32 protein-coding genes and 2 tRNA genes are annotated in these 21594 nt (G+C 65.6%); 19 read left to right on the plus strand and 15 right to left on the minus strand.

The features are described from left to right. Positions 1–17: 17 nt before the first annotated feature. Together ACP7A3_RS12280 and ACP7A3_RS12285 are read left to right on the plus strand one after the other, a co-directional pair. Positions 18–94: transfer RNA gene (locus ACP7A3_RS12280), tRNA-Arg, on the plus strand. Between the two features lie 99 nt (positions 95–193). After that, entirely contained in the window at positions 194–658 is a 465-nt protein-coding gene (locus ACP7A3_RS12285) for a hypothetical protein (RefSeq protein WP_017979349.1), read from the plus strand. Positions 659–670: 12 nt separating this feature from the next. Here the strand turns inward: ACP7A3_RS12285 and ACP7A3_RS12290 are convergent, their stop codons facing one another. Then, a complete protein-coding gene (locus ACP7A3_RS12290; RefSeq protein WP_426255757.1) occupies positions 671–1036 on the minus strand; it encodes a hypothetical protein in 366 nt (121 codons plus the stop codon). A gap of 109 nt (positions 1037–1145) precedes the next feature. Between ACP7A3_RS12290 and ACP7A3_RS12295 the strand changes: the two genes are divergently transcribed. Further along, positions 1146–1814, plus strand: a complete 669-nt coding sequence (locus ACP7A3_RS12295; RefSeq protein WP_426255758.1) for a hypothetical protein — start codon at positions 1146–1148, stop codon at positions 1812–1814. Next, positions 1811–2608 carry a DUF6630 family protein gene (locus ACP7A3_RS12300; protein WP_426255759.1) on the plus strand — a complete coding sequence of 266 codons (798 nt, stop codon included), beginning with the start codon at positions 1811–1813 and terminating at the stop codon, positions 2606–2608. The genes ACP7A3_RS12295 and ACP7A3_RS12300 overlap by 4 nt, the downstream gene beginning before the upstream one ends. 51 nt (positions 2609–2659) lie before the next feature. Here ACP7A3_RS12300 and ACP7A3_RS12305 read toward each other — a convergent pair whose 3' ends face one another. Beyond that, on the minus strand, positions 2660–3232 hold the full coding sequence (locus tag ACP7A3_RS12305) for a hypothetical protein (protein ID WP_147034878.1): 573 nt from the start codon (positions 3230–3232) through the stop codon (positions 2660–2662). A 61-nt stretch (positions 3233–3293) separates the two neighbouring features. Here ACP7A3_RS12305 and fumC point away from each other — a divergent pair, with 61 nt between their 5' ends. The 3 genes from fumC (at position 3294) to ACP7A3_RS12320 (ending at position 5174) form a co-directional block, all read left to right on the plus strand. Continuing rightward, positions 3294–4682 (plus strand): class II fumarate hydratase, encoded by a 1389-nt coding sequence (gene fumC, locus ACP7A3_RS12310; protein ID WP_426255760.1) that lies wholly within the window; start codon positions 3294–3296, stop codon positions 4680–4682. 79 nt (positions 4683–4761) lie between these two features. Further along, positions 4762–4977: a hypothetical protein gene (locus ACP7A3_RS12315; RefSeq protein WP_017979343.1), complete on the plus strand. Its 216-nt coding sequence runs from the start codon at positions 4762–4764 to the stop codon at positions 4975–4977. Then, entirely contained in the window at positions 4974–5174 is a 201-nt protein-coding gene (locus ACP7A3_RS12320) for a hypothetical protein (protein WP_147034880.1), read from the plus strand. The genes ACP7A3_RS12315 and ACP7A3_RS12320 overlap by 4 nt, the downstream gene beginning before the upstream one ends. 58 nt (positions 5175–5232) lie before the next feature. Here ACP7A3_RS12320 and ACP7A3_RS12325 read toward each other — a convergent pair whose 3' ends face one another. Then, on the minus strand, positions 5233–5796 hold the full coding sequence (locus ACP7A3_RS12325) for a DUF2585 family protein (protein WP_426255761.1): 564 nt from the start codon (positions 5794–5796) through the stop codon (positions 5233–5235). Between the two features lie 37 nt (positions 5797–5833). Between ACP7A3_RS12325 and gmk the strand changes: the two genes are divergently transcribed. Continuing rightward, entirely contained in the window at positions 5834–6499 is a 666-nt protein-coding gene (gene gmk / locus ACP7A3_RS12330; RefSeq protein WP_024310297.1) for a guanylate kinase, read from the plus strand. Between the two features lie 213 nt (positions 6500–6712). Here the strand turns inward: gmk and ACP7A3_RS12335 are convergent, their stop codons facing one another. The 3 genes from ACP7A3_RS12335 to rplU all read right to left on the minus strand — a co-directional run bounded on the left by ACP7A3_RS12335 (position 6713) and on the right by rplU (position 8042). Next, on the minus strand, positions 6713–7276 hold the full coding sequence (locus ACP7A3_RS12335; protein ID WP_426255762.1) for a GNAT family N-acetyltransferase: 564 nt from the start codon (positions 7274–7276) through the stop codon (positions 6713–6715). A gap of 172 nt (positions 7277–7448) precedes the next feature. Next, positions 7449–7718 carry a 50S ribosomal protein L27 gene (gene rpmA / locus ACP7A3_RS12340; protein ID WP_018250697.1) on the minus strand — a complete coding sequence of 90 codons (270 nt, stop codon included), beginning with the start codon at positions 7716–7718 and terminating at the stop codon, positions 7449–7451. 27 nt (positions 7719–7745) lie between these two features. Further along, positions 7746–8042, minus strand: coding sequence for a 50S ribosomal protein L21 (gene rplU / locus ACP7A3_RS12345; protein ID WP_017979337.1), 297 nt, complete (start codon positions 8040–8042; stop codon positions 7746–7748). A gap of 254 nt (positions 8043–8296) precedes the next feature. Between rplU and ACP7A3_RS12350 the strand changes: the two genes are divergently transcribed. Further along, positions 8297–11083 (plus strand): TonB-dependent receptor plug domain-containing protein, encoded by a 2787-nt coding sequence (locus ACP7A3_RS12350; protein ID WP_426255763.1) that lies wholly within the window; start codon positions 8297–8299, stop codon positions 11081–11083. A gap of 42 nt (positions 11084–11125) precedes the next feature. Here the strand turns inward: ACP7A3_RS12350 and hspQ are convergent, their stop codons facing one another. Continuing rightward, a complete protein-coding gene (gene hspQ, locus ACP7A3_RS12355; RefSeq protein ID WP_426255764.1) occupies positions 11126–11524 on the minus strand; it encodes a heat shock protein HspQ in 399 nt (132 codons plus the stop codon). A 131-nt stretch (positions 11525–11655) separates the two neighbouring features. On the opposite strand from hspQ, the gene ACP7A3_RS12360 reads away from it, so the two are divergent. The 3 genes from ACP7A3_RS12360 (at position 11656) to ACP7A3_RS12370 (ending at position 14554) form a co-directional block, all read left to right on the plus strand. Further along, positions 11656–11745, plus strand: a tRNA-Ser gene (locus ACP7A3_RS12360). Between the two features lie 167 nt (positions 11746–11912). Further along, a complete protein-coding gene (locus ACP7A3_RS12365) occupies positions 11913–13361 on the plus strand; it encodes a tyrosine-type recombinase/integrase (RefSeq protein WP_426255765.1) in 1449 nt (482 codons plus the stop codon). 68 nt (positions 13362–13429) lie between these two features. Then, on the plus strand, positions 13430–14554 hold the full coding sequence (locus tag ACP7A3_RS12370) for a DUF2806 domain-containing protein (protein ID WP_426255766.1): 1125 nt from the start codon (positions 13430–13432) through the stop codon (positions 14552–14554). Between the two features lie 225 nt (positions 14555–14779). On the opposite strand, the gene ACP7A3_RS12375 is transcribed toward ACP7A3_RS12370, so the two are convergent. Genes ACP7A3_RS12375 through ACP7A3_RS12400 form a run of 6 tightly spaced genes read right to left on the minus strand, consistent with a single transcriptional unit; the run spans position 14780 to position 17286 of the window. Then, entirely contained in the window at positions 14780–14995 is a 216-nt protein-coding gene (locus tag ACP7A3_RS12375) for a helix-turn-helix transcriptional regulator (protein ID WP_426255767.1), read from the minus strand. Between the two features lie 4 nt (positions 14996–14999). After that, positions 15000–15515, minus strand: a complete 516-nt coding sequence (locus tag ACP7A3_RS12380) for a hypothetical protein (protein WP_426255768.1) — start codon at positions 15513–15515, stop codon at positions 15000–15002. Then, positions 15512–16321, minus strand: a complete 810-nt coding sequence (locus ACP7A3_RS12385) for a hypothetical protein (RefSeq protein ID WP_426255769.1) — start codon at positions 16319–16321, stop codon at positions 15512–15514. The genes ACP7A3_RS12380 and ACP7A3_RS12385 overlap by 4 nt, the downstream gene beginning before the upstream one ends. Continuing rightward, positions 16318–16569 carry a hypothetical protein gene (locus ACP7A3_RS12390; protein ID WP_426255770.1) on the minus strand — a complete coding sequence of 84 codons (252 nt, stop codon included), beginning with the start codon at positions 16567–16569 and terminating at the stop codon, positions 16318–16320. Before ACP7A3_RS12390 ends, ACP7A3_RS12385 begins: the two co-directional genes overlap by 4 nt. A 1-nt stretch (position 16570) precedes the next feature. After that, entirely contained in the window at positions 16571–16819 is a 249-nt protein-coding gene (locus ACP7A3_RS12395; protein ID WP_426255771.1) for a hypothetical protein, read from the minus strand. Next, positions 16816–17286 (minus strand): hypothetical protein, encoded by a 471-nt coding sequence (locus ACP7A3_RS12400; RefSeq protein WP_426255772.1) that lies wholly within the window; start codon positions 17284–17286, stop codon positions 16816–16818. The genes ACP7A3_RS12395 and ACP7A3_RS12400 overlap by 4 nt, the downstream gene beginning before the upstream one ends. A 148-nt stretch (positions 17287–17434) precedes the next feature. Between ACP7A3_RS12400 and ACP7A3_RS12405 the strand changes: the two genes are divergently transcribed. Next, positions 17435–17863 (plus strand): HIRAN domain-containing protein, encoded by a 429-nt coding sequence (locus ACP7A3_RS12405; protein ID WP_426255773.1) that lies wholly within the window; start codon positions 17435–17437, stop codon positions 17861–17863. Here ACP7A3_RS12405 and ACP7A3_RS12410 read toward each other — a convergent pair. Beyond that, entirely contained in the window at positions 17808–18419 is a 612-nt protein-coding gene (locus ACP7A3_RS12410; RefSeq protein WP_426255774.1) for a helix-turn-helix domain-containing protein, read from the minus strand. The two genes, ACP7A3_RS12405 and ACP7A3_RS12410, sit on opposite strands and share 56 nt — an antisense overlap. Before the next feature lie 91 nt (positions 18420–18510). On the opposite strand from ACP7A3_RS12410, the gene ACP7A3_RS12415 reads away from it, so the two are divergent. Then, positions 18511–18717, plus strand: a complete 207-nt coding sequence (locus tag ACP7A3_RS12415; protein WP_426255775.1) for a hypothetical protein — start codon at positions 18511–18513, stop codon at positions 18715–18717. An 8-nt stretch (positions 18718–18725) separates the two neighbouring features. On the opposite strand, the gene ACP7A3_RS12420 is transcribed toward ACP7A3_RS12415, so the two are convergent. Then, positions 18726–18905: a hypothetical protein gene (locus tag ACP7A3_RS12420; protein ID WP_315471979.1), complete on the minus strand. Its 180-nt coding sequence runs from the start codon at positions 18903–18905 to the stop codon at positions 18726–18728. 89 nt (positions 18906–18994) lie between these two features. Here ACP7A3_RS12420 and ACP7A3_RS12425 point away from each other — a divergent pair, with 89 nt between their 5' ends. From ACP7A3_RS12425 to dnaN, 5 genes are all read left to right on the plus strand, one after another. Then, a complete protein-coding gene (locus ACP7A3_RS12425; protein ID WP_426255776.1) occupies positions 18995–19264 on the plus strand; it encodes a hypothetical protein in 270 nt (89 codons plus the stop codon). After that, positions 19251–19742, plus strand: a complete 492-nt coding sequence (locus ACP7A3_RS12430; protein WP_426255777.1) for a hypothetical protein — start codon at positions 19251–19253, stop codon at positions 19740–19742. Before ACP7A3_RS12425 ends, ACP7A3_RS12430 begins: the two co-directional genes overlap by 14 nt. A gap of 226 nt (positions 19743–19968) precedes the next feature. Continuing rightward, entirely contained in the window at positions 19969–20142 is a 174-nt protein-coding gene (locus ACP7A3_RS12435) for a hypothetical protein (RefSeq protein ID WP_426255778.1), read from the plus strand. An 80-nt stretch (positions 20143–20222) separates the two neighbouring features. Next, entirely contained in the window at positions 20223–20486 is a 264-nt protein-coding gene (locus ACP7A3_RS12440) for a hypothetical protein (protein ID WP_426255779.1), read from the plus strand. Then, the gene (dnaN, locus tag ACP7A3_RS12445; protein ID WP_426255780.1) at positions 20483–21586 is read left to right on the plus strand and encodes a DNA polymerase III subunit beta; all 1104 of its coding nucleotides are present in this window, start codon (positions 20483–20485) and stop codon (positions 21584–21586) included. Before ACP7A3_RS12440 ends, dnaN begins: the two co-directional genes overlap by 4 nt. Positions 21587–21594 lie beyond the last annotated feature (8 nt).

Here is a 21594-nt window from a genome sequence, read left to right on the forward strand (position 1 = left end):
GTATCAGGCGAGGTAGTGGCCCCGTAGCTCAGCAGGATAGAGCGCCAGATTCCTAATCTGTAGGTCGCGCGTTCGAATCGCGCCGGGGTCACCATCGCTGCCGGTCGCGGACGTCCCGTGTTGCGATAGCCGCTTTCCATCCGGAACGGACGCTTTTATGCCTGCCTGCGGTTCGACGGCAGGAGCAGGCGCAATGTACACCGAGATCGTCAGGCTGCTCAGCGCCGGGGCGCTGGACGACGATGCCGTGCGCGAGAAAGCGGCGGAAGTGGACGCGGCGGTGACCGACCCCGAAGACTGGCTGCGCGATTACGATCCCGAGGAGATCCGGCAGCTGGTGGTCGAGATGACGCTGGGCGAGTTCTTCCTGATCGGCGACAAGATCGATGAGCTGCACGAGCTGATCAGCGACGAGTTCGCCGAGCCGCTGCCGCCGTTTCCCTATCGCGAGGATCAGGAAAAGGTGCGCTCGAAGGACTATTTCGCGTGGCTCGACGCGCAATTGCTCGCGCGGCCGACCGCATGGGAAGTGGTGTCGTGGCACAACGGTCTCGACGACAATCTGCACGTCGTCATCGTCCGCCGATCGGATACGGACCGGCTGCTGGCGCTGGCCGGCACGATGGGGCTGCGCGTAGAGCGGGCGACCGCCATCTGAGCGGTGTTGGGTCTACGTCCGGGGTCGGATGAACAGATCGCGGGTGGCGCGTCCCTCCGCACGGGCTCGGCGGATCGACCGGACGATGGCATAAGCGAAGGCGGCGAGGCCGGCGATCCAGAGCAGCGGCGTCAGAAGAAACCAACCAATCAGCGCGAATAGGATCGCGCCGAGCAACAGCCGGCTGAGCGGCCCTGCGCAGCCCAGCCCGATCCACACGACCGGCGCAAGGAGCAGCGTGCCGAGCAGCGCGACGAGCATCGCCGCATAGCCGCACGCCCCTTCGAAGCAGGAGCCAAACACGCCGGGGTCGATCGCCCTCGCGACGCCGGTCCCCGCCAGGGCGAGGACGAAGGCCAGCGTCAGGGACAGGATCACTCTCATGCCCCCGACAGGTGACGGCGCGCGGGGTGCGGGTCAAGCCTGTCCGATTCTGACCATTGATCCCGTTGGCCTGCGCTGGCAGACTTGCGTCATGATCCGCCGCATGTCCTTCGTTCTGCCGCTCGTGCTGACGCTGTCCCTGCCGCCTAATGCCGAAGCGCAGGCCGAGCCCGTGCCGGCCGACGCACCGGCCGCGCTGACGCCGGAGCTTTTGAGCGATGCGCTGTCCTGCCGGTCGCGCGACGCGTTGGAGGCCTTTGCCAACGGGCTGTTCCTCGACCCGAAAATCCCTGCCTGGATGAAGGAGGGCGCCCCCGACACGGCGACCGAGGGCATGCTGGGCATCGAAGGCTATACGCTGACGACGCCCGCGTCGCTGATGGGGCAGCGCGTCGACCGAGTCTACTTCCTCAACAACTGGATCGTGACGCTGTGGCCGCGCAAGGTCGCCGAGGCGTTTATCGCGGCGCACGGGCTGAAGCGCGCGCCGATCGCGATCACGGAGCAATATTATCGCTTCGTCGATCCCAAGAGCGGCCCGATGCTAGGGGCGTTCGCGCCGACCGGCAATGCCACCGCCGCGCTGCTGGCCAAGGCGTTCGGGGCAAAGGCACCGCCGCCGCCGCCGGCCGACAGCCTGTTCGTCGGCTGCAACTATGCCCCCGTGTCGGAAGCGGAATTCCTGGCGGTCGCGCGTCGGGCGTCGGGCATGGCGGCGGATGCGAGCCGCGCCGTCGCCGACGATGTCGGCGCGGTCGTCCCGCCGCAATGACCGACGCTCCGTCCGACCTCGCCGATCGCTATGCGCGTCGGGTGCTCGCCCTGATCGGCCATTGTCCGGTGGGGAAGTCGCTGAAGGCGCAGGACACGGGGCGTTTCGCCGACTGTTCGCGCAAGCGGGGCAAAGCAGAGCTGCGCCTGAAGGTGGGGCTGCGATCCGACGTGACGGGTCGGGCGTTGCTGCATGCCCGGTTCCGGATCGGCTTCCCGTTTGGCCGCGAGCCCGTCGTCGTGCTGCACCATCTCGAAGGGCGACGCGAGACCGACGAGCTGACCGTCCGGCAGGAAAAATTCCTGTCCGCGCTGATGACCTGGGCCGAGCAGGTCCTGCCCGATGTCACCCCGACGGAGCCGGGTCCACGGACCCCGCTGTGGCAACGGCAGTTCGCCGAGCTGTACCATCGACTGTCCGGCCGGTCGCTCGCCAGCGCGCGGCGGCGGTTGCGCGAGGGCTTTTTCGTCGATCAGGAGGATACGTCGGAGTCGATGCGAATCGATTCCTTCCTCGAACTGCTCAGCGAAGAGGGGTGGGTCGCGCTGGTCGACTGGAAGGAAGAGACGGTCGACGAACTCGTGCAGGAGATCGCCCGGCAGCGGCTCGCGGCAGCTCGGGTGCGATCGGTGGACACGATCGATCCCACCAGCCTGGCCGAGGCCGGCTATGCCATCATCTCGCTGGAAGACGGCAGCGACGGATCGACGATCGCTATCGCGGCGCGCGACGACATTGAAACGGTCGCGCAGCTGCTGGCGGAGGTCGCCCCGCACATGACGCTGCGGGCCTGACGCTTCGGGCCTGATTTATCGCCGGAGCGGCTCCGGCCGCTAGACCGAATGCTATTTGCGGTCGGGGACGTGGACGACCCGCATCGGCGTCGCGCAGGCATAGGCCGCCTTATAGGGCTGGCCCCAGCAGCGGTCGAAGCCTTCGAACACGTTCATATTGAGCGGCCAGCGGATCGGCAGAGGCTTGCCGTCCGGGCCGTTGAACGTGAACCCGGCGGGCTGCGGCAAGGCCGCGAGCCGCGCCCGGGCGGCATCGAAGGCGGCGCGGTCGCGATCGAGAAAGGCGATCGTACCGTCGACATAATGGTTCCAGCCGATGCGGTCCTTCGCCGCCGGCTTGTACGACTGTCGGAAGAGCGCGATCGCCTGCGCGATCTGGCCGATGTCGGCGCGCAGCTGCCCCTCGTGCCAGAACAGGATGGTATCCTGCGCCTTGTGCGCGATCCGCCAGTCACGGATCAGGTCGGCGGCCTCTGCCTCGCAACCGTCCTCTTCCAGCTTGCGCCAGCCCCCGGTCATGTCCTGATCGAACGCCGCCTGATCGAGCGCCAGCATCGCGGCGCGGTCGTAATGGCAGGGGCCGGCAGCGATTGCGGCCTGCGCGATTAGGGCAAGGAACAGCATGTCGCAAAATTGGCACAGCCCCTGTCTTGCAACAAGCGCTTGTCTGACGAATTGGAGCAGCATGACCACGCGCACCGAAACCGATTCGATCGGACCGATCGAGGTTCCCGCCGACGCCTATTGGGGCGCCCAGACCGAACGCAGCCTGGAGAATTTCCCCTTCGGCCCGCGCGAGCGGATGCCGGTGGAGATCGCCCATGCGCTCGCCATCGTGAAGCAGGCGGCGGCGCGGGTGAATCGGCGCCACGGGCTGGACGCGCACAAGGCCGACGCGATCGAGGCGGCGGCGGCGGCGATCGTCGCGGGCGATCTCGACGACCAGTTCCCGCTCGTCATCTGGCAGACGGGCAGCGGCACGCAATCGAACATGAACGTCAACGAGGTGATCGCCGGCCACGCCAACGAGGCGCTGGCGGGCACGCGCGGTGGCAAGACACCCGTCCACCCCAATGACGACGTCAACCGCGGCCAATCCTCGAACGACAGCTTCCCCACCGCGCTGCATGTCGCCGCCGCACTGGCGGTGACGCAGCAGCTATACCCGGCGCTCGACCGGCTGCATGCGGCGCTCGACGCCAAGGCGGTCGAATGGCGCGACCTGGTGAAAATCGGCCGCACGCATTTGCAAGACGCGACGCCGCTGACGCTGGGGCAGGAGTTTTCCGGCTATGCGCAGCAGATCGCCAATGCGCGCGATCGGATCGCCGGCACATTGGAACGCAACATCATGCCGCTGGCGCAGGGCGGCACGGCGGTCGGCACCGGCCTGAACGCGCCCGCCGGATTCGCGGAAGAGGTGGCGGCGGAGATCGCCGGCCTCACCGGCCTGCCGTTCGTCACCGCGCCGAACAAGTTCGAGGCGCTGGCCAGCAACGACGGCCTCGTCGACCTGCACGGCGCGCTCAACGTGCTTGCCGTGGCGCTGACCAAGATCGCCAACGATATCCGGCTGCTCGGCTCCGGCCCGCGATCGGGCCTGGGCGAGCTGGAACTGCCCGCCAACGAACCGGGCAGCTCGATCATGCCGGGCAAGGTCAATCCGACCCAGGCCGAGATGCTGACGATGGTCGCGGCGCAGGTGATGGGCAACAATGTCGCCGTCACCGTCGGCGGCCTGCAGGGCCATATGGAGCTCAATGTCTTCAAGCCGCTGATCGGCGCCAATGTGCTGCGCTCGATCGCGTTGCTCAGCGTCGGCATGACCAGCTTCGCCGAACGGACGGTGGAGGGGATGACCGCCAATCGCGCGCGCATCGCCGAACTGCTCGACCGGTCGTTAATGCTGGTGACGGCGCTGGCGCCCGAAATCGGGTACGACAATGCCGCCAAGATCGCCAAGCACGCCCATCAGCACGGACAGACGCTGAAGGAGGCAGGGCTGGAACTGGGGCTGGTCGATGCCGAGACGTTCGATCGGCTGGTGCGCCCGGAGACGATGATCGGTCGCTGATCGCCCGGACGGGTCCGCCGCGGAACTTCCCCGTGGTTCGCGCGCTTGCTGGGGGCGTAACAACCACGAGGGGCATGGCGTGAGTACGACGACCACGGGCGCGCTGATCGGCGCGGCAATCGATTCGATCTCGGGCGACGACGACAGCGTCGCGGATGGCGCGATCATCGGCGCCGTCACCGCGAACGTGCTGAAGGTCGTGCTCCCGCTGGCGGTGACCTACGCGGTCGGCTGGGCGGTGCTGCGTGGCGCCGAGCAGCTGAAGGATCAGATTTTCGGAAAGGTGGAAGCATGATCGGCAAGATTATCGGTGCATTGGTGGGTCGCGAAGTCGAGCGCCGCAATGGCGACAGCGGCCTGAAGGGCGCGGCGATCGGCGCGCTGACAATGGGCGCGATGCGGCGCATGGGTCCGCTCGGCATGATCCTGGGCGGCGGCTATGTCGCCAAGAAGGCCTATGATCGTCGCAAGGCGGCGCGCGGCCAGATCTGATCGAGGGTCGGTGTGGCCCCGGCGATATCGCCGGGGTCGCGCTTCATACGGGCTGCCGCTAACCCATCTGCCAATGCCGGATCGCCTCGACCGGCGCGATCAGCATGATGAGGTTGAGCGTGAGATTGTCGCGGATCGCGACCAGCGCCACCAGTTCCAGCAGCACGACCAGCACCGCGCTCGCCCACCAGGGCAGACGCCCTGCGATGGCGAACCCCAGCATCATGCAGCCAATGTCGCTGAGCGAATTGAGGATGCTGTCGCCGCTATAGCCCCAGGCCATCGTCACGCTGCGATAGCGATCGATGATGAGCGGCGAGTTTTCGAGGATTTCCCAAGCCGACTCGATCGCCACGGCCAGCACGAGCCGGGCGGCCCATGGCCAGCGGCGCAGCGCCAACCAGCCCGCCGCGTAGAAGAGCAGGCCGTGGACGATATGGCTGAGGGTGTACCAATCGGCGATCTGCTGGCTGTTCTGGTCGGATCGTACCGCCCCATGCCACAGCGCGATTCGGCCGCAGGGGCAGATCGGCGAGCGGCCCATGACGAACAATGTCGTCGCAGTCAGCACCAGCACGGCGGCGATCAGCCAGCCACTTTTCGCCGCCAACCATGCGCCCACGCTTGACGCCCGGCCCGCGGCTACGCCAGTAGCGCGCATGCCGTCCTCCTCCCCCAATGATCCGCACAACTTCCGCCGCCGCGGCATGTTGTTCGTTCTGTCCTCGCCTTCGGGCGCCGGCAAGTCCACCATCGCGCGCAAATTGCTGGCGGATGAGCCCGGCCTCGAAATGTCGGTGTCGGCAACGACGCGCGGGATTCGTCCGGGTGAGACCGACGGCAAGGACTATCACTTTGTCGGGCTTGAGGAATTTCGCCGCATGGTGGCGGACGACGAGTTCCTGGAATGGGCCCACGTCTTCGGTCACCGCTACGGTACGCCGCGGGCGCAGGTCGAGGCGATGCTGGCCGCGGGCAAGGACGTGCTGTTCGACATCGACTGGCAGGGCGCACAACAGCTGTTCCAGATCGCCGGCGGCGACGTGGTGCGCGTGTTCATCTTCCCACCCTCGATGGAGGAATTGCGCGCGCGGCTGACGAATCGGAACACCGATTCGGCCGAGGTGATCGACGCCCGCATGGCGCGCGCCGCCAATGAGGTGAGCCACTGGGACGGCTATGACTATGTCCTGGTCAACGACGATGTCGAGGAATGCTTCCGCGGCGTGAAGACGATCCTGGCGGCCGAACGCCTGAAGCGCTCGCGCCAGACCGGGCTGATCGGCTTCATCCGCAAACTGACGCGGGTCGCGGAGAAGCATTGAGGGGCGGGGGGGGCGCCTTGCGCCGTCGGTTGTTTCGCACCGGGCACCACGAACATTCTGTCACCCCGGACTTGATCCGGGGTCCCGCTTCTTCGGGGCCGTCCGCATTTAGCGGGACCCCGGATCAAGTCCGGGGTGACGGTGGAGGTGGGGCCAGACGGCAGCCCATCGGCGTGACGAAGCAGCGGGTCGGCGAGTCACCGCACGTCCCCCTCACGCCGCGATACGCAGTGCCGGGTGATCCTCCTCTGCGGCGTCCAAATCGAGCGAATAGGCGATCGACGGGGCCGGTTCGGTCCGGCCCAGCGAAGGCTTGACGGCCGTCTGCCCGGTCGGCCGGAAGCCGAGCTTGCGCAGGACGGCGCCCGACGCCGGATTGTCGGCGAAGTGCCAGCCGGCGATGCGCCGCAGCCCCAGCGCGTGCCGCGCCATCGCGATGACGGCATGGCCTGCCTCGGTCGCATAGCCGCGGCCCCAGGCGGCAGGGGTGAGCCAGTAGCCAAGGTTGGGCTCGCCATCCATTTCCGAAATGCCAATGCCGCCAACGATGGCCGGGGCGCCATCGGGCCATGCAAGATCATGGCTGACGATCAGCATCCGCGCATCATCGGGCGCATGCGGACGGGCGCAAAACGCCTCTGCATCGGACAGTGTGTAGGGGTAGGGGACCCGGCTCAGCATCCGGGTGACCTCTTCGTGATCGATCGCCGCGGCCAGCTCGGCCGCATCTTCCGGCCACGCCGGCCGGAGCGTCAATCTGTTGGTTCTCGCGAACATTCCTGCTCTCTCCTTGGCCACGCCGCTGCCACGCGCCTGTGACGCGGCAGGGACAGTCGGGGTCGGGGAGCAAGAAAAAAGGGAGCCGGGGTGACCCGTCTCCCTTGTTTGGTTGGCATCTTGTGAAAGATGCGACCGGGTCACCCTGGTGGGCAACCCGGCTGGTTGCCCGTTATTCTGCGGCTTCCGCCATAATCTGCACCGAGCAGAATTTACGGCCGAGCTTGCCTTCGTGGAACGCCACGCGGCCATCGACGAGCGCGAACAGGGTATGGTCCTTGCCCATGCCCACGTTGGCGCCCGGATAGAACTTGGTGCCGCGCTGACGCACGAGGATGTTGCCCGCGATCGCTTCCTGACCGCCGAACTTCTTCACGCCAAGACGACGGCCGGCCGAATCACGACCGTTGCGCGACGAACCGCCTGCTTTCTTATGTGCCATGCTGCTCTACTCCTGTTCGCGCTGGGCTCAGCCGACCGAAACGATCTTGAGGATCGTGTGGTTCTGGCGATGGCCGTTCTTGCGGCGATAATTGTGACGGCGGCGCTTCTTGAAGACGATGACCTTCTCGCCCTTCGCCTGTGCGACGATCTCGGCGGCGACGGTCAGACCCTCGACGCTCTTCAGCTCCGAGCCTTCGCCCGCGAGCAGGACATCACCCAGCGTGATCGATGCGCCGGCTTCGCCGTCCAGCTTCTCGACGACGATCTTGTCTCCGGCGGCGACGCGATACTGCTTGCCGCCCGTGCGCACGACTGCGAACATGGCTCTAGTCACTTCCCAAAAAACATGTGCCCGCACAGGGAGACCCGGCGGGATGAGCGGCGGCAGCTAAGGAATGTGCAGGCTTCTGTCAACCTTTGAAGCGGGGCGCGCCGACATTCATCATGTGGCGGCGCAGCAACAGCGGTATGACAAACGTATGAAAGGTCTGTGACGATGACTTGCCCGGCCCTCAGCGCGACATAAAGTGTCGTCGATCGTGACGGTAACTAAGCCGCGCGAAACAGGGGAATATCATGAAGCGCGCAATCTTGCTTGCCGGCGTCGCCGTGCCGGCATCCCTGGCGGTCTTCGCCGCACCCGCCTGGTCGCAGGCGGTGCAGTCGGCGCCCAGCCAGGAAGCGACGGCCGATACGTCGGCGCAAAGCGACGAAGCGGCCAACCAGATCGTCGTCATCGGCAGCCGCGTCGCCAACCGGACCGCGATCGACAGCCCCGTGCCGATCGACGTCATTTCGGGCAGCGCGCTGCAGGCGTCGGGCACCGGCGAGCTGAACAAGACGCTGAACCAGCTGGTCCCCTCGTTCAACTTCCCGCAGCCTTCGATCGCCGACGGCTCGGACGTGACGCGGCCCGCGACGCTGCGCGGCCTGAATCCCGACCAGACGCTGGTGCTGCTCAACGGCAAGCGCCGCCACGTGTCGGCGTTGCTCAACATCAACGGCACCGTCGGGCGTGGTTCGGCGGCAGTCGACATGAACATGATCCCCGCACTCGCGATCCAGCGGGTCGAGGTGCTGCGCGACGGCGCCTCCTCGCAATATGGCTCGGATGCGATCGCGGGCGTGATCAACGTCCAGCTCAAGACCGCGAGCGAAGGCGGCCGCGCGCAGGTAAGCTACGGCAAATATGTGACGACGCTGGACGGGGTGGCCAATTTCAACGGCCTGCTCGGCAATTCCCCGTCGCTCGACCCGACCGACTCGCGCTACCTGCAAGCGAACAGCAACGGTGAGCGCAAGGCGCGCGACGGTGCGATGCTGACCTATGGCGTCAACGTCGGCCTGCCGCTCGGCAACGGCGGCTTCTTCAACTTCACCGGCGAATATCGCGACCGCGACTTCACCAACCGCCAGGGCTACGACCTGCGGCCCAATTACATCCGTCCGTCGTCGACCACCTTCGACTCGCGCGAAGCGAGCTTCAACCGCCTCGATTTCCGCTACGGCGATGCGAAGACGCAGGACTTCAACTTCCTCATCAATATGGGCCAGCCGCTGGGTTCGGCCGACTTCTACGCCTTCTTCACCTATGGCCATCGCGACGGGCTGTCGGCGGCGAATTTCCGCCAGCAGTCGGCGGCGACCAATCGCGACTTCTCGGCGATCGCGCCCGGCACGACGCCGACCAACGCCAATTTCGTCGGTCTGACGCCGGACGGCTATTTGCCCAAGATCCAATCGAGCATCGACGATCTGTCGGCGACCAGCGGCATCCGGGCCGACGTCGCGGGTTTCAAGGGCGATTTTTCGCTCGGCTTCGGCCGCAACGAGTTGAGCTACCGGACCGAAAATAGCGTCAACGTCTCCTTCGGTCCGCAGAGCCAGCGTTCATTCGATGCCGGCGGCCTCGCCTTCTCGCAGATCCTGGCGAACGCCGATCTGTCGCGGCAGTTCGATGTCGGCCTGGCCGGGCCGCTGACCTTCGCGTTCGGCGGCGAATATCGCCACGAAATCTTCCAGATCCGCCCCGGCGATCCGCAGTCGTACCAGACCGGCCCGTTCTTCCAGGCGACGCGAACGACCACGCGGGACAATTGCACCACGCTGGGCGGCGTGTATGGCGGGGGCGCCGCGGCGACCGGCAGCTGCTCCTTCCCCGGCCGTACCGCGGCGGCGGGCGCGCAGGGCTTCGGCGGCCTGCCGGCCTCGGCCCGGACCAACGTCAACCGCAACAGCTATGCCGGCTATCTGGAGTTCGACGCCGACCTGTTCACCGGCTTCACCGCCACCGCGGCGGGCCGTTACGAACATTACAGCGACTTCGGCGATACGGTGAACGGTAAGCTCGCGCTGCGCTACGAACTGACCGACGGGTTCGCGCTGCGCGGTTCGGTGTCGAACGGCTTCCGTGCGCCGTCGCTGCACCAGCAATATTTCACCACCACCTCGACCAACTTCCTGTCGGGCGTGCCCGTGGACGTGTCGACCGTCGCGGTGAACAGCCCGGTGGCGCGCGCGCTCGGCTCGCAGCCGCTCAAGCCTGAAAAGTCGGTCAACCTGTCGGGCGGTGCGACGCTCAATCCGTTCCGCGGCTTCAACCTGACGGTCGATTATTTCCACATCAAGATTCGCGACCGCATCGTGCTGTCGGAAAATCTGGGTGCGGCGGGCGTCGGCACGGCGGCGCAGAATGCCGCGGTGCAGCAGGTGCTGGTGGCGAACGGCTTCAACACCGTCGGCGCGGCGCGCTTCTTCATCAACGGCCTGGATACGACCACGCAGGGCGTCGATGCGGTCGCGACCTATCGCGCCAATCTGGGCGGCCTGGGCGCCTGGAATTTCTCGGCGGCGTACAACTACACCAAGAACCAGATCGACAAGCGGCTGAACACGCTGGGGTCGCTGGCGCAGATCCCCGGCCTCGTGCTGTTCGGACGCGTCGAGGGCTTCCGGTTCGAACGGGGCCAGCCGCGTACGAAGGTGGTGCTGGCGACCGACGGCAAGATCGCCGGTATCGGCGTGTCGGCGCGGACGACGCGCTATGGTTCGGTCATCTCGCCCGAAACGACCGCGCCGATCAGCGATGCGACCAGCCTGACGCTGCTCGGCCCGGACGATCAGGTACTGCGCCCGAAGTGGATCACCGATTTCTCGCTGAGCTACGAATATCAGGGCGTGCAGCTGACGTTGGGCGTGGACAATGCCTTCGACGTCTATCCCGACCGCCGGCCGTTCGGCCTGCGCCCGGCGAGCGTCGGCGGCAGCTATCCGACGACCTATCAGTTCCTGCCGTACAGCAACTTCTCGCCGTTCGGCTTCAACGGGCGCTTCCTGTACGCGCGCGCGGCGATCAACTTCTAAGGGGACGGGGAGGGGCGCTACGGCGTCCCTCCCGCTGACCGATCAGTGGCGGTGTTCGCGGCGCAGCGCGTAGCGGCCGTCGGTAAAATCATCGAACAGGCCGGCAATCGCGGGATGATCGACCGGCTCGTCGCTGTCGTCGACGACCAGATTCTGCTGGCTGACATAGGCGACGTAGCTCGCATCCACATTCTCGGCGAGCAAGTGGTAGAAGGGCTGGTCCTTGCGCGGGCGCACCGCCTCGGGAATCGCCTCATACCATTCTTCGGTGTTGGCGAAGACCGGATCGACGTCGAAGATCACGCCGCGGAAATCGAACAGGCGGTGCCGCACGACATCGCCGATCGAGAAGCGCGCATGCGCGATCGCGGGCGCATCGATCTCGACGACATTGGGGCGCCCCTGCGCTGGCAGGGTGCCGATAGGGTCATGACGGGGCATGCCCATAATTTAATCGTCTTTCCGCGCTGCACAAGCACAACGGCGCTTGCCACCGGAAAACCGAGCCGCTAAAGGCCCGCCCTCGACCGACGGATTGCGGGTCTCACCGACCTGCCAAGGACGTCTTCTGCGGAGAGGTGGCAGAGTGGTCGATTGTACCGCACTCGAAATGCGGCGTGCCTTTACGGGCACCGAGGGTTCGAATCCCTCCCTCTCCGCCAATCTCCCTTCCATGGACGTCCATAGCCGTCCACACCCCCTTGAAAACTGCGGTTTTTGACCCTCTAACCAGGGTCGTGATGTCCATAGTCGTCCACTCGCGTCCACCCCATGCCATGGCATGGCCCATGGTATCGGCGCCTTCGGCCATGGTATGGAGCCTCGAACCATGGCGCTGAACGATGCGAAGGTGAAAGCGGCTAAGCCCCGCGAGACTGCCTACAAGCTCACCGACGGCGGGCAGCTGTTCCTCCACGTCTCTCCCGCCGGCGGCAAGCACTGGCGGATGAACTACACCTTCGGGACCAACGCCGCCGGCAAGCCTGCGCAGAAGACGCTGACGATTGGCCCCTATCCAGTCGTCTCTCTGAGCGAGGCCCGGGAGGCGCGCGATGCGGCGAAGCGCCAGCTGCTTGAGGGTCGCGATCCAGCCGTCGTGAAGCAGCTCACCCGCCGGGATCGGTCGGCGGCGGCGGTGAATACCTTCCGCGTCGTTGCCGAGCGGTGGTTCGAGCTCAAGAGCGGCTGGTCGATCGCCAAGCGTAAGGCCTGGCGCGAGCAGTACGGCGCCGCGCGCGTCCGCGATGCCGCGAATTGGTCCGACCCGAAGGTCCGCGGCTGGTCGGCCGTCCACTCAGACGACGTGTGGAAGTCGCTTGAGCGCGACGCTTTCCCGGCCTTCGGTGATGTTCCGATCGCCGATATCGACACCGCCATGGTGCTCGACCTGCTGAACGCTATCGTCGCCCGTGGCTCGATCGAGAGCGCGCAGCGCCTGCGTCAGCGCCTCTCCGACATTTTCGGCAGTGCGATCCCCGCCGGCCTGTGTCGCGCGGATCCAGCACCCGTGTCCCTGCTCAAGTTGCTGCCCGCGCGCCCGCGCGCCCGCAAGCAGCCATCGGTGGTCGACGCGACGCAAGACAATGAGGTTCGTATCAAGCTGGTGCGCCAGCTTCTCGCGTCGGTCGAGAACCTGCCGACGCGCGCGACGACGAAATTCGCGATGCGTCTGCTTGCTCTGACGGCTGCGCGTCCTGGGGAGATCGCTGGCGCGGCGTGGGAGGAGTTCGAGGACCTCGATGGGGCCGCGCCGCTGTGGCGTATCCCGGCGGCGCGGATGAAGGGCGACGATGATCGGAAGCGCGAGGCCGGCGGCGACCACCTGGTTCCGCTGTCGAGCCAGGCGGTCGAGGTGTTGCGCGCCCTCGAGCCACTCACCGGCCGCTACGCTCTGCTATTCCCGAGCGAGCGATTCTCTCACCGGTCGATGTCGGAGAACACGCTCAATGCGCTGCTGAAGCGGGCAGGGTACGGTAACCGCCATGTGCCGCACGGTTTTCGGGCTGCATTCTCGACGATCATGAACGAGGTGTTTGATCGCGCCTGGCGAGACAGTGGCCACAAAGGCGCCTCACCAGATCGCGCGATCATCGACCTCATGCTGGCCCACGTCCCGAAGGACCGCGTTGAGGGGGCCTACAACCGCGCCGGATATATGCCGCGACGGCGCGAGATCGCGCAGGACTATGCCGATCTAATCATAATTGGATTGAGTCCGCCTGAAGCCCAGCTGGGCCGGCCGATTCGTGGTAAAGGCTTGGTCTCTCCAAAAGACTAAAAAAGGCCAGTAGACTCGGTTCGAGTGGACGACCATTCTCTTCTGCGAAGCAATCGAACGAGCGATCTATGTCAGACGAGCAGAAAGACGAATATCAGCTAAGTCCTGTTGCGATCATTGACGCGGTGGCGCCGGAGGGTTGGAAAGGGACGCTGAAGAGGGTCGCTCTACAATTAGGTATCGGAACTCGGGCGGGTGCAAGGCTCTATGCCGCCGGCCGAGATCAGCAAGATACCTCTGAGGGTAAGTCAATCGTCAGTAAAGCGCTCGCGGAGGCCGTGGCTCGCGAGGCGGTTGAAAATCCGGTGATGATGGAGCGAGCCAGGGCTCGCTTCCTGAGCGAATTTTTCGGCAAGCAGGATAATCTCGAGGCGGTCCTAATTGGTGCTGCGGGTCATTTGCATGATAGCCCATCATCAACCTCAGAGCCAAAGGCCGATGATGCTGCGACGGGCACTCAGACCTCGGATGATATCGAAAGCAATGATGATGTTCCTCTCGACGCAGATTGGGCGGCAGCTTTCACTCGCGAGGCGGAAGGCGCAACCTCTGACGAGCTGCGCGATCGCCTATCACGGGTCTTAGCCGGAGAAATCCGTTCACCCGGTGCTTATCCCCGGAGCGTACTTCGCCAAATAGCCGAACTTGAGAAGTCGGACATTGAAGCCATGCGGGACTCAATGCCTTTTCGCGTGGGAAACGCTGTGTTTCATCTCAATACTGGCGAAGCTCCTCGCATCACCAGGCTGCTGCGACTCGCTGATGCAGGACTTGTGGCCGATGCAGCCTCGGGGCTTAGCCGTATTTTTGAGTTTTTGCCTGACGGTCAACGTTTCAGAGCGCATACCTTTGGCCAATACTACGGTATTCTTATATGGCGATCCACGGAGGGGCGAGTGCTCCGTGATTTCGCGCCATTAAATCGTGCTGGGCAAGCGGTGGCAGACTTGCTCGATCCCGACGGAGAGCAGGAAAAGCAGGCGATAATTGACCTCGGCCGTACATTCGATGCTGAGGCTTTGGAGATCGCGCTCGTGCGGATCACTTCAAAAACGTCAGAAACGGTCAGCCATACCACGATCGACTGGCTCAAATCCTCACCGGCGTCTGTTATTGTGACACCCTCGGCAAGCACGGGCGGGTTCAGGCCTTTTCCCGTCGATGATCCATTCAAGCCCAAGTCTCCACGATAGTTGATGTATCCTCTGGCATACGACCTAGGTTGATAAGGCCCTGCGGCAATGAGGCGCGCGCAGCCTCGTGAGTGTCGCGAACGTTATAGGTTGCGGACGGTTGAACCTTGCCTGCGCTGACGACGTACGCACGGGCAACGTATTTATCTGGAAAGTCGGATGGATGACGGTGGATCGTCCAAACGATCAGACCGGCAGAAGATTTGGCTTCGCTGCTATGCCCCATCAGACGGCCGCTCTGCTCTGAAGTTGGTCAGTGACCCAGGTCTGCACCTCGCGCTCGCTCCATCGGGATGATGTTCCGCCAGCTTTGCAGGCCTTCGGGAAAGTTCCAGCGCGCATTTTGCGGTAGATCATTGATTTTCCGAGGCCGGCGATTGCCTTCACCTCGTCGAGACAGAGCAGGCGGTCGGCGGCTTCAATCTTTCCCATCGCGCTCATCGCTTTACGCCTCCCCGCACCCGCGGCCGACCAGCTCGCCGTTCGCGCCGCCGGTGAAGTCGCGCCAATGCACCCAGCCCTTCGGGCAGTGAAAGCCCCACTCGCGCAGCTTCGGCCCCGTCATGAACAGCGTGACCGCGCGCTCGCCCGGCAGGATCTCGAGCCGGTGCGCCGCTTCAGCCAGCCGGCTGCCCGACCAGCCCGCTTCGCGCAGGAACGACCCATCGGGCGTGTGCTCGACGTACCGGCCGGCAATCACAAACGAGGTGTTCGGCCATGGGTGGTCATGTAGCGCGCGATCGTCGTCGCTGCGCAGGATCTCGTGCAGGTAGACGTTGCACCGCTCGTTGCGCGGCACCTGCCACCAGCGGCGCAGATATGGCGCTGTCGCCTCGCCGATGACGAAGTCGGGCGCGCGCTGCATCTGCGCCGCGGCCCAGGCGACCAGCTGGTCGGGGGTTGCATAGGTGATCGCGCCTGGCGGCGGCGCGTTCGTGCTATCGAGTAGGATATCGGTCACGCGGCGGCTCCCTGAAGCAGGTGGGTTTCGAGCATGAAGGGCAGGCAATGCGGGCCGCGTGGCATCACGGCCGTGGCCATGCGCCACGCCGCCCCATCTTCGAACTGCTCAGGGCCGATGTGCTCAACGATAGCTTTCGCCGCGGCGAACGGGCTGCCGAGGATACCTTCGAACGTCAGCTGCAGCATCGCCCGCCCCGACAGATCGGCGACAGCAAGGGCGCGTCGCGCGCGCGGCTCATCCCGTCGGATCGACTGCGCCATCGCCTTGCGCATCGCGCGGCTGGGGTGGGCGTCGATCAGCTTGATCTGGCTGCGGCCCTGCTGCTCCGGATCGCGGGTCAGCCAAATCGTGCGATAGGATTGCCCGGCCGGCGGCGGGACGCGCTGCGGGTCGAGCACCTTCACGGCGCGGCCTTCGCACCTCGCCAGCCACGCGGCCGTGTTGAGGCTGCGCTGACGATCGGTGTCCATGTCCTCGAAATCGGGGAACGTGCCGACGGTGGCGATGCCGCCAGTCGCCAGCATCTGCATGACCATCGACGTGCCACAGCGGCCTAGGCCAGCGACGATCACAGTGGGTAGCGGCGTCGCCGGCACCTGATCACGCAGATTACGATAGTCGCCGTCGCGCCGCGGCCACAGGTGGGCCGTCTCGTTACCGTCCCACCGGCGCCATTCGTCATCGCGAAGGCGGTGCAAACGCGCTACCTGGTCAGCGGTGACGTAATGGCGCTGTCCGTCGGTGCGGGATATGACCTCCCCGCCAGCCACAACCCATTGGCGGACCGGGTCGCGGCGGATCATGCCCGCACCTGAAGGGCTGGCGCGGCGGCGGCCTCGTCACCGCGGCGCTGGGGGAGTGCCGACGACACAAGCGCGTCTGAGGCGGCAGGGGGGAGGGGTGCGGGCACCGGGTCAACGTGGCCGGTGGCGAGACGCCAGATCCGGCGCCACTGCGGCGCGACCGTCTCAATCATCGTGAAGACGGCGACCTCTGCGATCGCGATCAGGCACAGCCAGCCGACGATGTGAAGGAAGGTGTCGCGGGTCATGTCAGACCTCCTGTGCAAGGGCGGCGGCGCGGGCATCCTCGACCCACTTCGCGCCGGCTGGGGTGGCGTGCCACGCCTCGACGCGGGGACGGGCGCGGGTGCCGCGATATTCGGCCAGACCGTCGCGCTCGAGCGCGCAGAGGACGCTGTCGTTGCGGGACCTGTCCCACCCCTCTGGTCCGATGCGGCGGAGGTAGATGAGGAACTGCTCCTGCTTTTCCGACCGCGGGGCGGGTGCCGCGGCGATCATCGCGCGCGCTCCGGCCAGCCGGCGACGTAACCTGCGCACGCGCGATCGGCGGCGATGCGGCGCGCGGCGGCGCCAGGCAGCAGATCCTGAAGGCGGGTGATGTTGCGGTGGATGGTCGCCTCGTCGGCGTAGGCTCCGTTCACCTCATCGACGAGCGCGCGGAGGTGATCGCCATGGGGGCGGTGATCGTTGCCGCCGCCACGCCGGGCGGCGAGGTCGACGTTTATGAGTTGGAACAGCCGGTCGAGGTCGATCCCCAGCATGTCGCAGCGCGCCTGCATGCCGCCGACCAGATCGTCGATCTGCTCCTTCAGCGGCGGGCGATGCGCGCTACCAGCGGGCAGCTCGAACAGCTTGGCGCTCAGCCGGCGCAGGTCAATGACGGCGGCGCGAAAATCCTCGACGGCGGCGTCAACGCGGGGATCGCGTTCGTCGCTCGGCCAATCGGTGCGTAGGGCGGTGGCCACGGGTGAAACCTCCATGCCGCGTCGTGCGGCTTGGGGTCAGATAGTGTGCAAAATCACACTTTGTCAATGCGGAAATGTGCAACGTCACATCGTTCTTGCAATGTTCCAAGTCATTGGGGAGTTTGGGGCAGGAAGGGAGCGAGTCGCGATGGATGACGATCTGGGGCATTTTCGCGTGGCGGGCGTCTCCTTCTATCAAGAGGCCCTCGAGCGCTGCTCTGCCGGCGAAGCCGTATCGTTTGTCCACGAGCCGGATAATCCCCACGATCAGCAAGCGATTCGCATTGTTTCGGCGCGGGGCGAAACGGTAGGATATGTTCCGCGCGGAGGTTGGGTCCATCATGTGGTCCACCAACAAGGGCGCGGCATTTCTGGCGTCTTCGCCAGCATTGGATACAGTCGCGCTTGTGTGCTGGGCGCCACCATAAGCGCCGTCGTTTGCGACGATGATCCGCAGGTGGCGTCCTATTTTCCCGATAGGGCGGCCCCAGTCCCGCCCCGCGGGGGCTTCCGCTACTGGGTTAAAACCCCAGCCGCCGCCGCGCGGCTCGTGGAAGAACGAAGACGATCGGTGTAGCCCATTCCAGCTCGACGTCGACGATATCCTCAGCATTGAGCGAGCGCAGAGTGAAGAAACCAGGGCGCGAGCCATACGCAAGCTGCTTGATATAGGTTTCGCCAGTCACAAGCCGGACGGCGCAGAACTCACCAATGTCCTCATCGACCACACCGTCATGTTCGCGTGCAATGTAGACGACGTCGCCCGATGAGTAGCGCGGCAGCATGGATGATCCGTCGACCTCGAGCGCCTCGACCGGGATCGCTAAGCCGGGTGGGCGGGGCGCAGTCCCCGCGTGGTCCTCAGCGTAGATAACGTTGCCGCCTGCGCCCACCCTACCCACGATCGAGACGCCGGTAGCTCCGACGATGTCGTCGATCGTGCTGTCTAGAGCGACCGCCAGCTTATGGAGGGTGCCGACCTTCATGTCAGATCCCTCGCGCTCGAAAATATCCCTGACCGCAGTTTCGCCAAGGCCGGCCTTTTTGGCCAACGGTTTCGCTTTGATGCCCTTCAGGTCCATCAGGCGACGGAGCTCGGCCTTCACGCGGGCAACTTCATAGGGTTCGGCCATGTGTGCTTTTTCACACGAATGCGACGAACGGCGAAAGGTGAGACGTTTCACACCTTGACGGTGTGATATTGCACACGTACTTGCTGTGGCCATGGCTCAGCTTCTCGCAGACGTCGAGGCTTTCCTCGAGCAGAACCCGCAGGTGTCAGCGACACGCTTCGGCGACGACGCGCTCGGCGACCGGCATTTCGTCCGGCAGTTGCGGCGCGGCCGTCGCGTTTGGCCCGAAACGGAGCAGCGCGTTCGGGATTTCATGACCGGGCACCTGTCCAGCGAAGCCGTCGAGGTAGCCGCATGAACCGCCACTTATCCTTCTCGCGGCGGCGGCTCGATGACGGAGCTTGCGCATCGATCCCAAATGCGCAGTGTGTAGTCCGCCATGCTCTCACCATCGTCCGGCGCGCCGCCGTATTCGGCCGCCATGATGTGGTCGAAAAGCTTCTGAGCAGCGGCCATTTCCGTCTGCGTGAGAGCGCGGTGCGGCACTCGGTTTTCCTTTCGTCGGTGTGGAGCAACCCGACGATGGCGGAAGGGGTCGCGCTGTCAAGGCGCGGCCCCGGAAGCGCGGTGCCCGCATGAGCACCTGCGATCGCTGCGGCATCGGCCCCTGGCATCCGGAGGCCTTCGCCTGCACCCACACCGATTGCGCGATCCGTCGCGCCCAACCTCTCCCCGCGGCCGCTGAAACCATGACGGGCGGCCGCCCCCTCGCCGGTGACGCGCGTACCTGCGTCACCGGCACCTTTGTCGACCAGCGCGCGGGCAACCGCGAGGCGGACGGCCTTGGGGGCGAAGTGGAGCGTTTCCCTGTTCATGCCGAGGAGAATGCTTGTGCAGCCCGGTAGTGTCGTTCCCGAAACGACTGGTGTCTCGGAAGAGTGCTTCCGTAATGCGATGATCGCTGGCCTGGCGCGGGCGCAGAAGCGCGTCGGTCCCAAGGCGCTGGCCTATGTCATGGACCTGTCGACCAAGGCGCTGGGCAACATCTTCGGCGGGACCGCCAAGAGCACCGACCCGAAGCGCCTGTGGGACGCGCGCGCCGCGTGCCCGACGGCGCTCGACGACATCGCCGACCTCTACGGCTGCGCGATCGTCAGCAAGGCCGATGCAGCGGCGGCGGATCTCGGAACGCTGCCGATCGCGTCGCTGCTCGCCAAGGTTGCCGAGGCGGAAAGCCCTGACAGCCCCGGCGGCGTCGCGAAAACCCACCAGGAGCTGTTCGACATGGAGGAGCATATCCGTGCCGTCCATGCGCTGACGGGGGACTGGATCGAACGGATCAACAGCTTGCGGGCGCCGACGCGTCCGCGTGCCGTCGGATAGGACCTCAACGCCGGCGCGACCGGCAGGAGTAGCAACGATGACGATGCGAACAGCGTCGATCCCGTCGAAGGGCGGGACGGCGGACGCCCTTTCATGTCTGACAGATTCGGCCTTTACACCCGTGCCTACAGGTGTAAACGGAGTGTGTCAGCGGCGTAATACAGAGTGTCTTAGCTTTGGTCCCACGCCGCTGACCAACCTGCCGGTTGCCGCATCTGAGGGTGCGGTGACCGGACTTTTTGCACGTCCGCTTCACGATGGCCAGAAGGCGGAGACGGCGGACGAACCTCTGCGTCCTGCGGCCAGCGCTCTCGCAACGCGCCTGTATGCCGTGAACGGCTGCGTCATGGGCTGGCACTCGGTGATCGGGCTGCCTGCCCGCCAGGGCGCCGCCGCATGAGCTGCGGTGAACACATTGGGGGCGCTAACGCGACTTCCGAACATTCGGAAGCGGTCGCGCGTCGCTTGTCGGTGCCGCGCATGGCGGGCCTCGAAACAGCCTGCGAGGTCCTGTGCGATCGCGGCGGCTTCAAGAACGTCGCGGCGCTGATCGGATGCAGCGAGCGCGCGCTCTACGACAAGCGCCACAGCAACACGACCATCACCGACTTCGAGGTCCGCCTGCTCGCTCGCGAGCTGGCCAAGGTCGCCGACCGCTGCGCCCGCGTGTCCGCAAACCTCTTCCGCGAAATTGGCGAGGGGCCCGTCGAGCCCGCCGCCCCGTCCATCGGAGCCATCGCATGACGACCATCGCCTTCGAAACCGACAAGCTCAACCGCGCGCTGCGCGAGGTGCGCGCCACCGTGCAGCGCCGCAACACCATACCAATCCTCGCGAACGTGCTGGTCGAGGCGGAAGCCGGGATCGTCCGCCTGACCGCTTCCGACTTGGACGTGATGGTCACGCTGACCGTACCCGCCGTCGTCGAGCGGCCCATCAGCTTCACGCTCGACGCGCACCGCCTCGCGGACGTGGTCGGGTCGTTCGGCGGCGGCAGCCAGACGGCGATCAAGTTCGATGGGTCGGCGGCGACAGTGTCGAACGGCCGGGCGCGGTTCCGCTTCGCGACGCTGCCGAAGGACCAATTCCCGATCCTCAAGCAGGAGGTCGTGCAGGCGCGCTTCACACTGGAAAGCAAGGCGTTGGTGGTCGCGCTGGCCGTGGTGCGCCATGCGGTGTCGACCGAAGAGGTCCGCTATTACCTGAACGGCGTCTTCCTGCACGCATTCGACGGCTCGCTCCGGTTCGCATCGTGCGATGGCCATCGGCTCGCCCGCTATGTCGACGAGCTGCCAGCTGGCGCCCAGGGCATGCCCGATACGATCCTGCGCACCCGCTGCATCGATCTGGCGCGCGCGGCGGCGGAAGCGCGCGACACGTCGATCGACGTCGCGGTCGGCGACGGCAAGGTGATGATGTCGGCTGGCGATTTCGTGATCGTCGCGAAGGTCGTCGCCGGCCAATACCCGGACTACGCTCGCACGATCCCCACGACCCACAAGTCCTTGCTGACCATCGACCGCGACGCCCTAGTCGAAGCAGTCGCGCGGCTCGCCATGGTTTCGCCCGACAAGGTCCGCTCGGTCCGCTTCGACCTTAAGCGCGACATGCTTCGCGTGTCCGTAACCTCGCCTGAACACGGCGAGGCGGTCGACGAGGTGCCCTGCGAATACGAGGGCGAACCGCTGACCATCGGCTTCAACAGCAAATACCTGCGCGATGCCCTCGGCGCCCTCGACGTCGACCATGTCGAGTTCTCGCTGGGTGATGCGGCGGCGCCCGCGCTGATCACCAGCCCGAAGGCGAAGGCCGCCAGCCTCGTGCTCATGCCGCTCCGCGTCTGACGCGGCCA

Origin of the sequence: Sphingomonas sp. DC5200-1, from assembly GCF_049897245.1 — a bacterium.
Taxonomy (GTDB): Bacteria; Pseudomonadota; Alphaproteobacteria; order Sphingomonadales; family Sphingomonadaceae; genus Sphingomonas; species Sphingomonas aquatilis.

Coding starts and splice junctions, on each gene's coding strand:
- ACP7A3_RS12285 (WP_017979349.1), top strand. CDS start 194: ATGTACACCGAGATCGTCAGGCTGCTCAGCGCCGGGGCGCTGGACGAC.
- ACP7A3_RS12295 (WP_426255758.1), top strand. CDS start 1,146: ATGTCCTTCGTTCTGCCGCTCGTGCTGACGCTGTCCCTGCCGCCTAAT.
- ACP7A3_RS12300 (WP_426255759.1), top strand. CDS start 1,811: ATGACCGACGCTCCGTCCGACCTCGCCGATCGCTATGCGCGTCGGGTG.
- ACP7A3_RS12305 (WP_147034878.1), bottom strand. CDS start 3,232: ATGCTGTTCCTTGCCCTAATCGCGCAGGCCGCAATCGCTGCCGGCCCC.
- fumC (WP_426255760.1), top strand. CDS start 3,294: ATGACCACGCGCACCGAAACCGATTCGATCGGACCGATCGAGGTTCCC.
- ACP7A3_RS12320 (WP_147034880.1), top strand. CDS start 4,974: ATGATCGGCAAGATTATCGGTGCATTGGTGGGTCGCGAAGTCGAGCGC.
- gmk (WP_024310297.1), top strand. CDS start 5,834: ATGCCGTCCTCCTCCCCCAATGATCCGCACAACTTCCGCCGCCGCGGC.
- ACP7A3_RS12335 (WP_426255762.1), bottom strand. CDS start 7,276: ATGTTCGCGAGAACCAACAGATTGACGCTCCGGCCGGCGTGGCCGGAA.
- rpmA (WP_018250697.1), bottom strand. CDS start 7,718: ATGGCACATAAGAAAGCAGGCGGTTCGTCGCGCAACGGTCGTGATTCG.
- rplU (WP_017979337.1), bottom strand. CDS start 8,042: ATGTTCGCAGTCGTGCGCACGGGCGGCAAGCAGTATCGCGTCGCCGCC.
- ACP7A3_RS12350 (WP_426255763.1), top strand. CDS start 8,297: ATGAAGCGCGCAATCTTGCTTGCCGGCGTCGCCGTGCCGGCATCCCTG.
- hspQ (WP_426255764.1), bottom strand. CDS start 11,524: ATGCCCCGTCATGACCCTATCGGCACCCTGCCAGCGCAGGGGCGCCCC.
- ACP7A3_RS12365 (WP_426255765.1), top strand. CDS start 11,913: ATGGCGCTGAACGATGCGAAGGTGAAAGCGGCTAAGCCCCGCGAGACT.
- ACP7A3_RS12370 (WP_426255766.1), top strand. CDS start 13,430: ATGTCAGACGAGCAGAAAGACGAATATCAGCTAAGTCCTGTTGCGATC.
- ACP7A3_RS12375 (WP_426255767.1), bottom strand. CDS start 14,995: ATGAGCGCGATGGGAAAGATTGAAGCCGCCGACCGCCTGCTCTGTCTC.
- ACP7A3_RS12385 (WP_426255769.1), bottom strand. CDS start 16,321: ATGATCCGCCGCGACCCGGTCCGCCAATGGGTTGTGGCTGGCGGGGAG.
- ACP7A3_RS12390 (WP_426255770.1), bottom strand. CDS start 16,569: ATGACCCGCGACACCTTCCTTCACATCGTCGGCTGGCTGTGCCTGATC.
- ACP7A3_RS12395 (WP_426255771.1), bottom strand. CDS start 16,819: ATGATCGCCGCGGCACCCGCCCCGCGGTCGGAAAAGCAGGAGCAGTTC.
- ACP7A3_RS12405 (WP_426255773.1), top strand. CDS start 17,435: ATGGATGACGATCTGGGGCATTTTCGCGTGGCGGGCGTCTCCTTCTAT.
- ACP7A3_RS12410 (WP_426255774.1), bottom strand. CDS start 18,419: ATGGCCGAACCCTATGAAGTTGCCCGCGTGAAGGCCGAGCTCCGTCGC.
- ACP7A3_RS12415 (WP_426255775.1), top strand. CDS start 18,511: ATGGCTCAGCTTCTCGCAGACGTCGAGGCTTTCCTCGAGCAGAACCCG.
- ACP7A3_RS12425 (WP_426255776.1), top strand. CDS start 18,995: ATGAGCACCTGCGATCGCTGCGGCATCGGCCCCTGGCATCCGGAGGCC.
- ACP7A3_RS12440 (WP_426255779.1), top strand. CDS start 20,223: ATGGCGGGCCTCGAAACAGCCTGCGAGGTCCTGTGCGATCGCGGCGGC.
- dnaN (WP_426255780.1), top strand. CDS start 20,483: ATGACGACCATCGCCTTCGAAACCGACAAGCTCAACCGCGCGCTGCGC.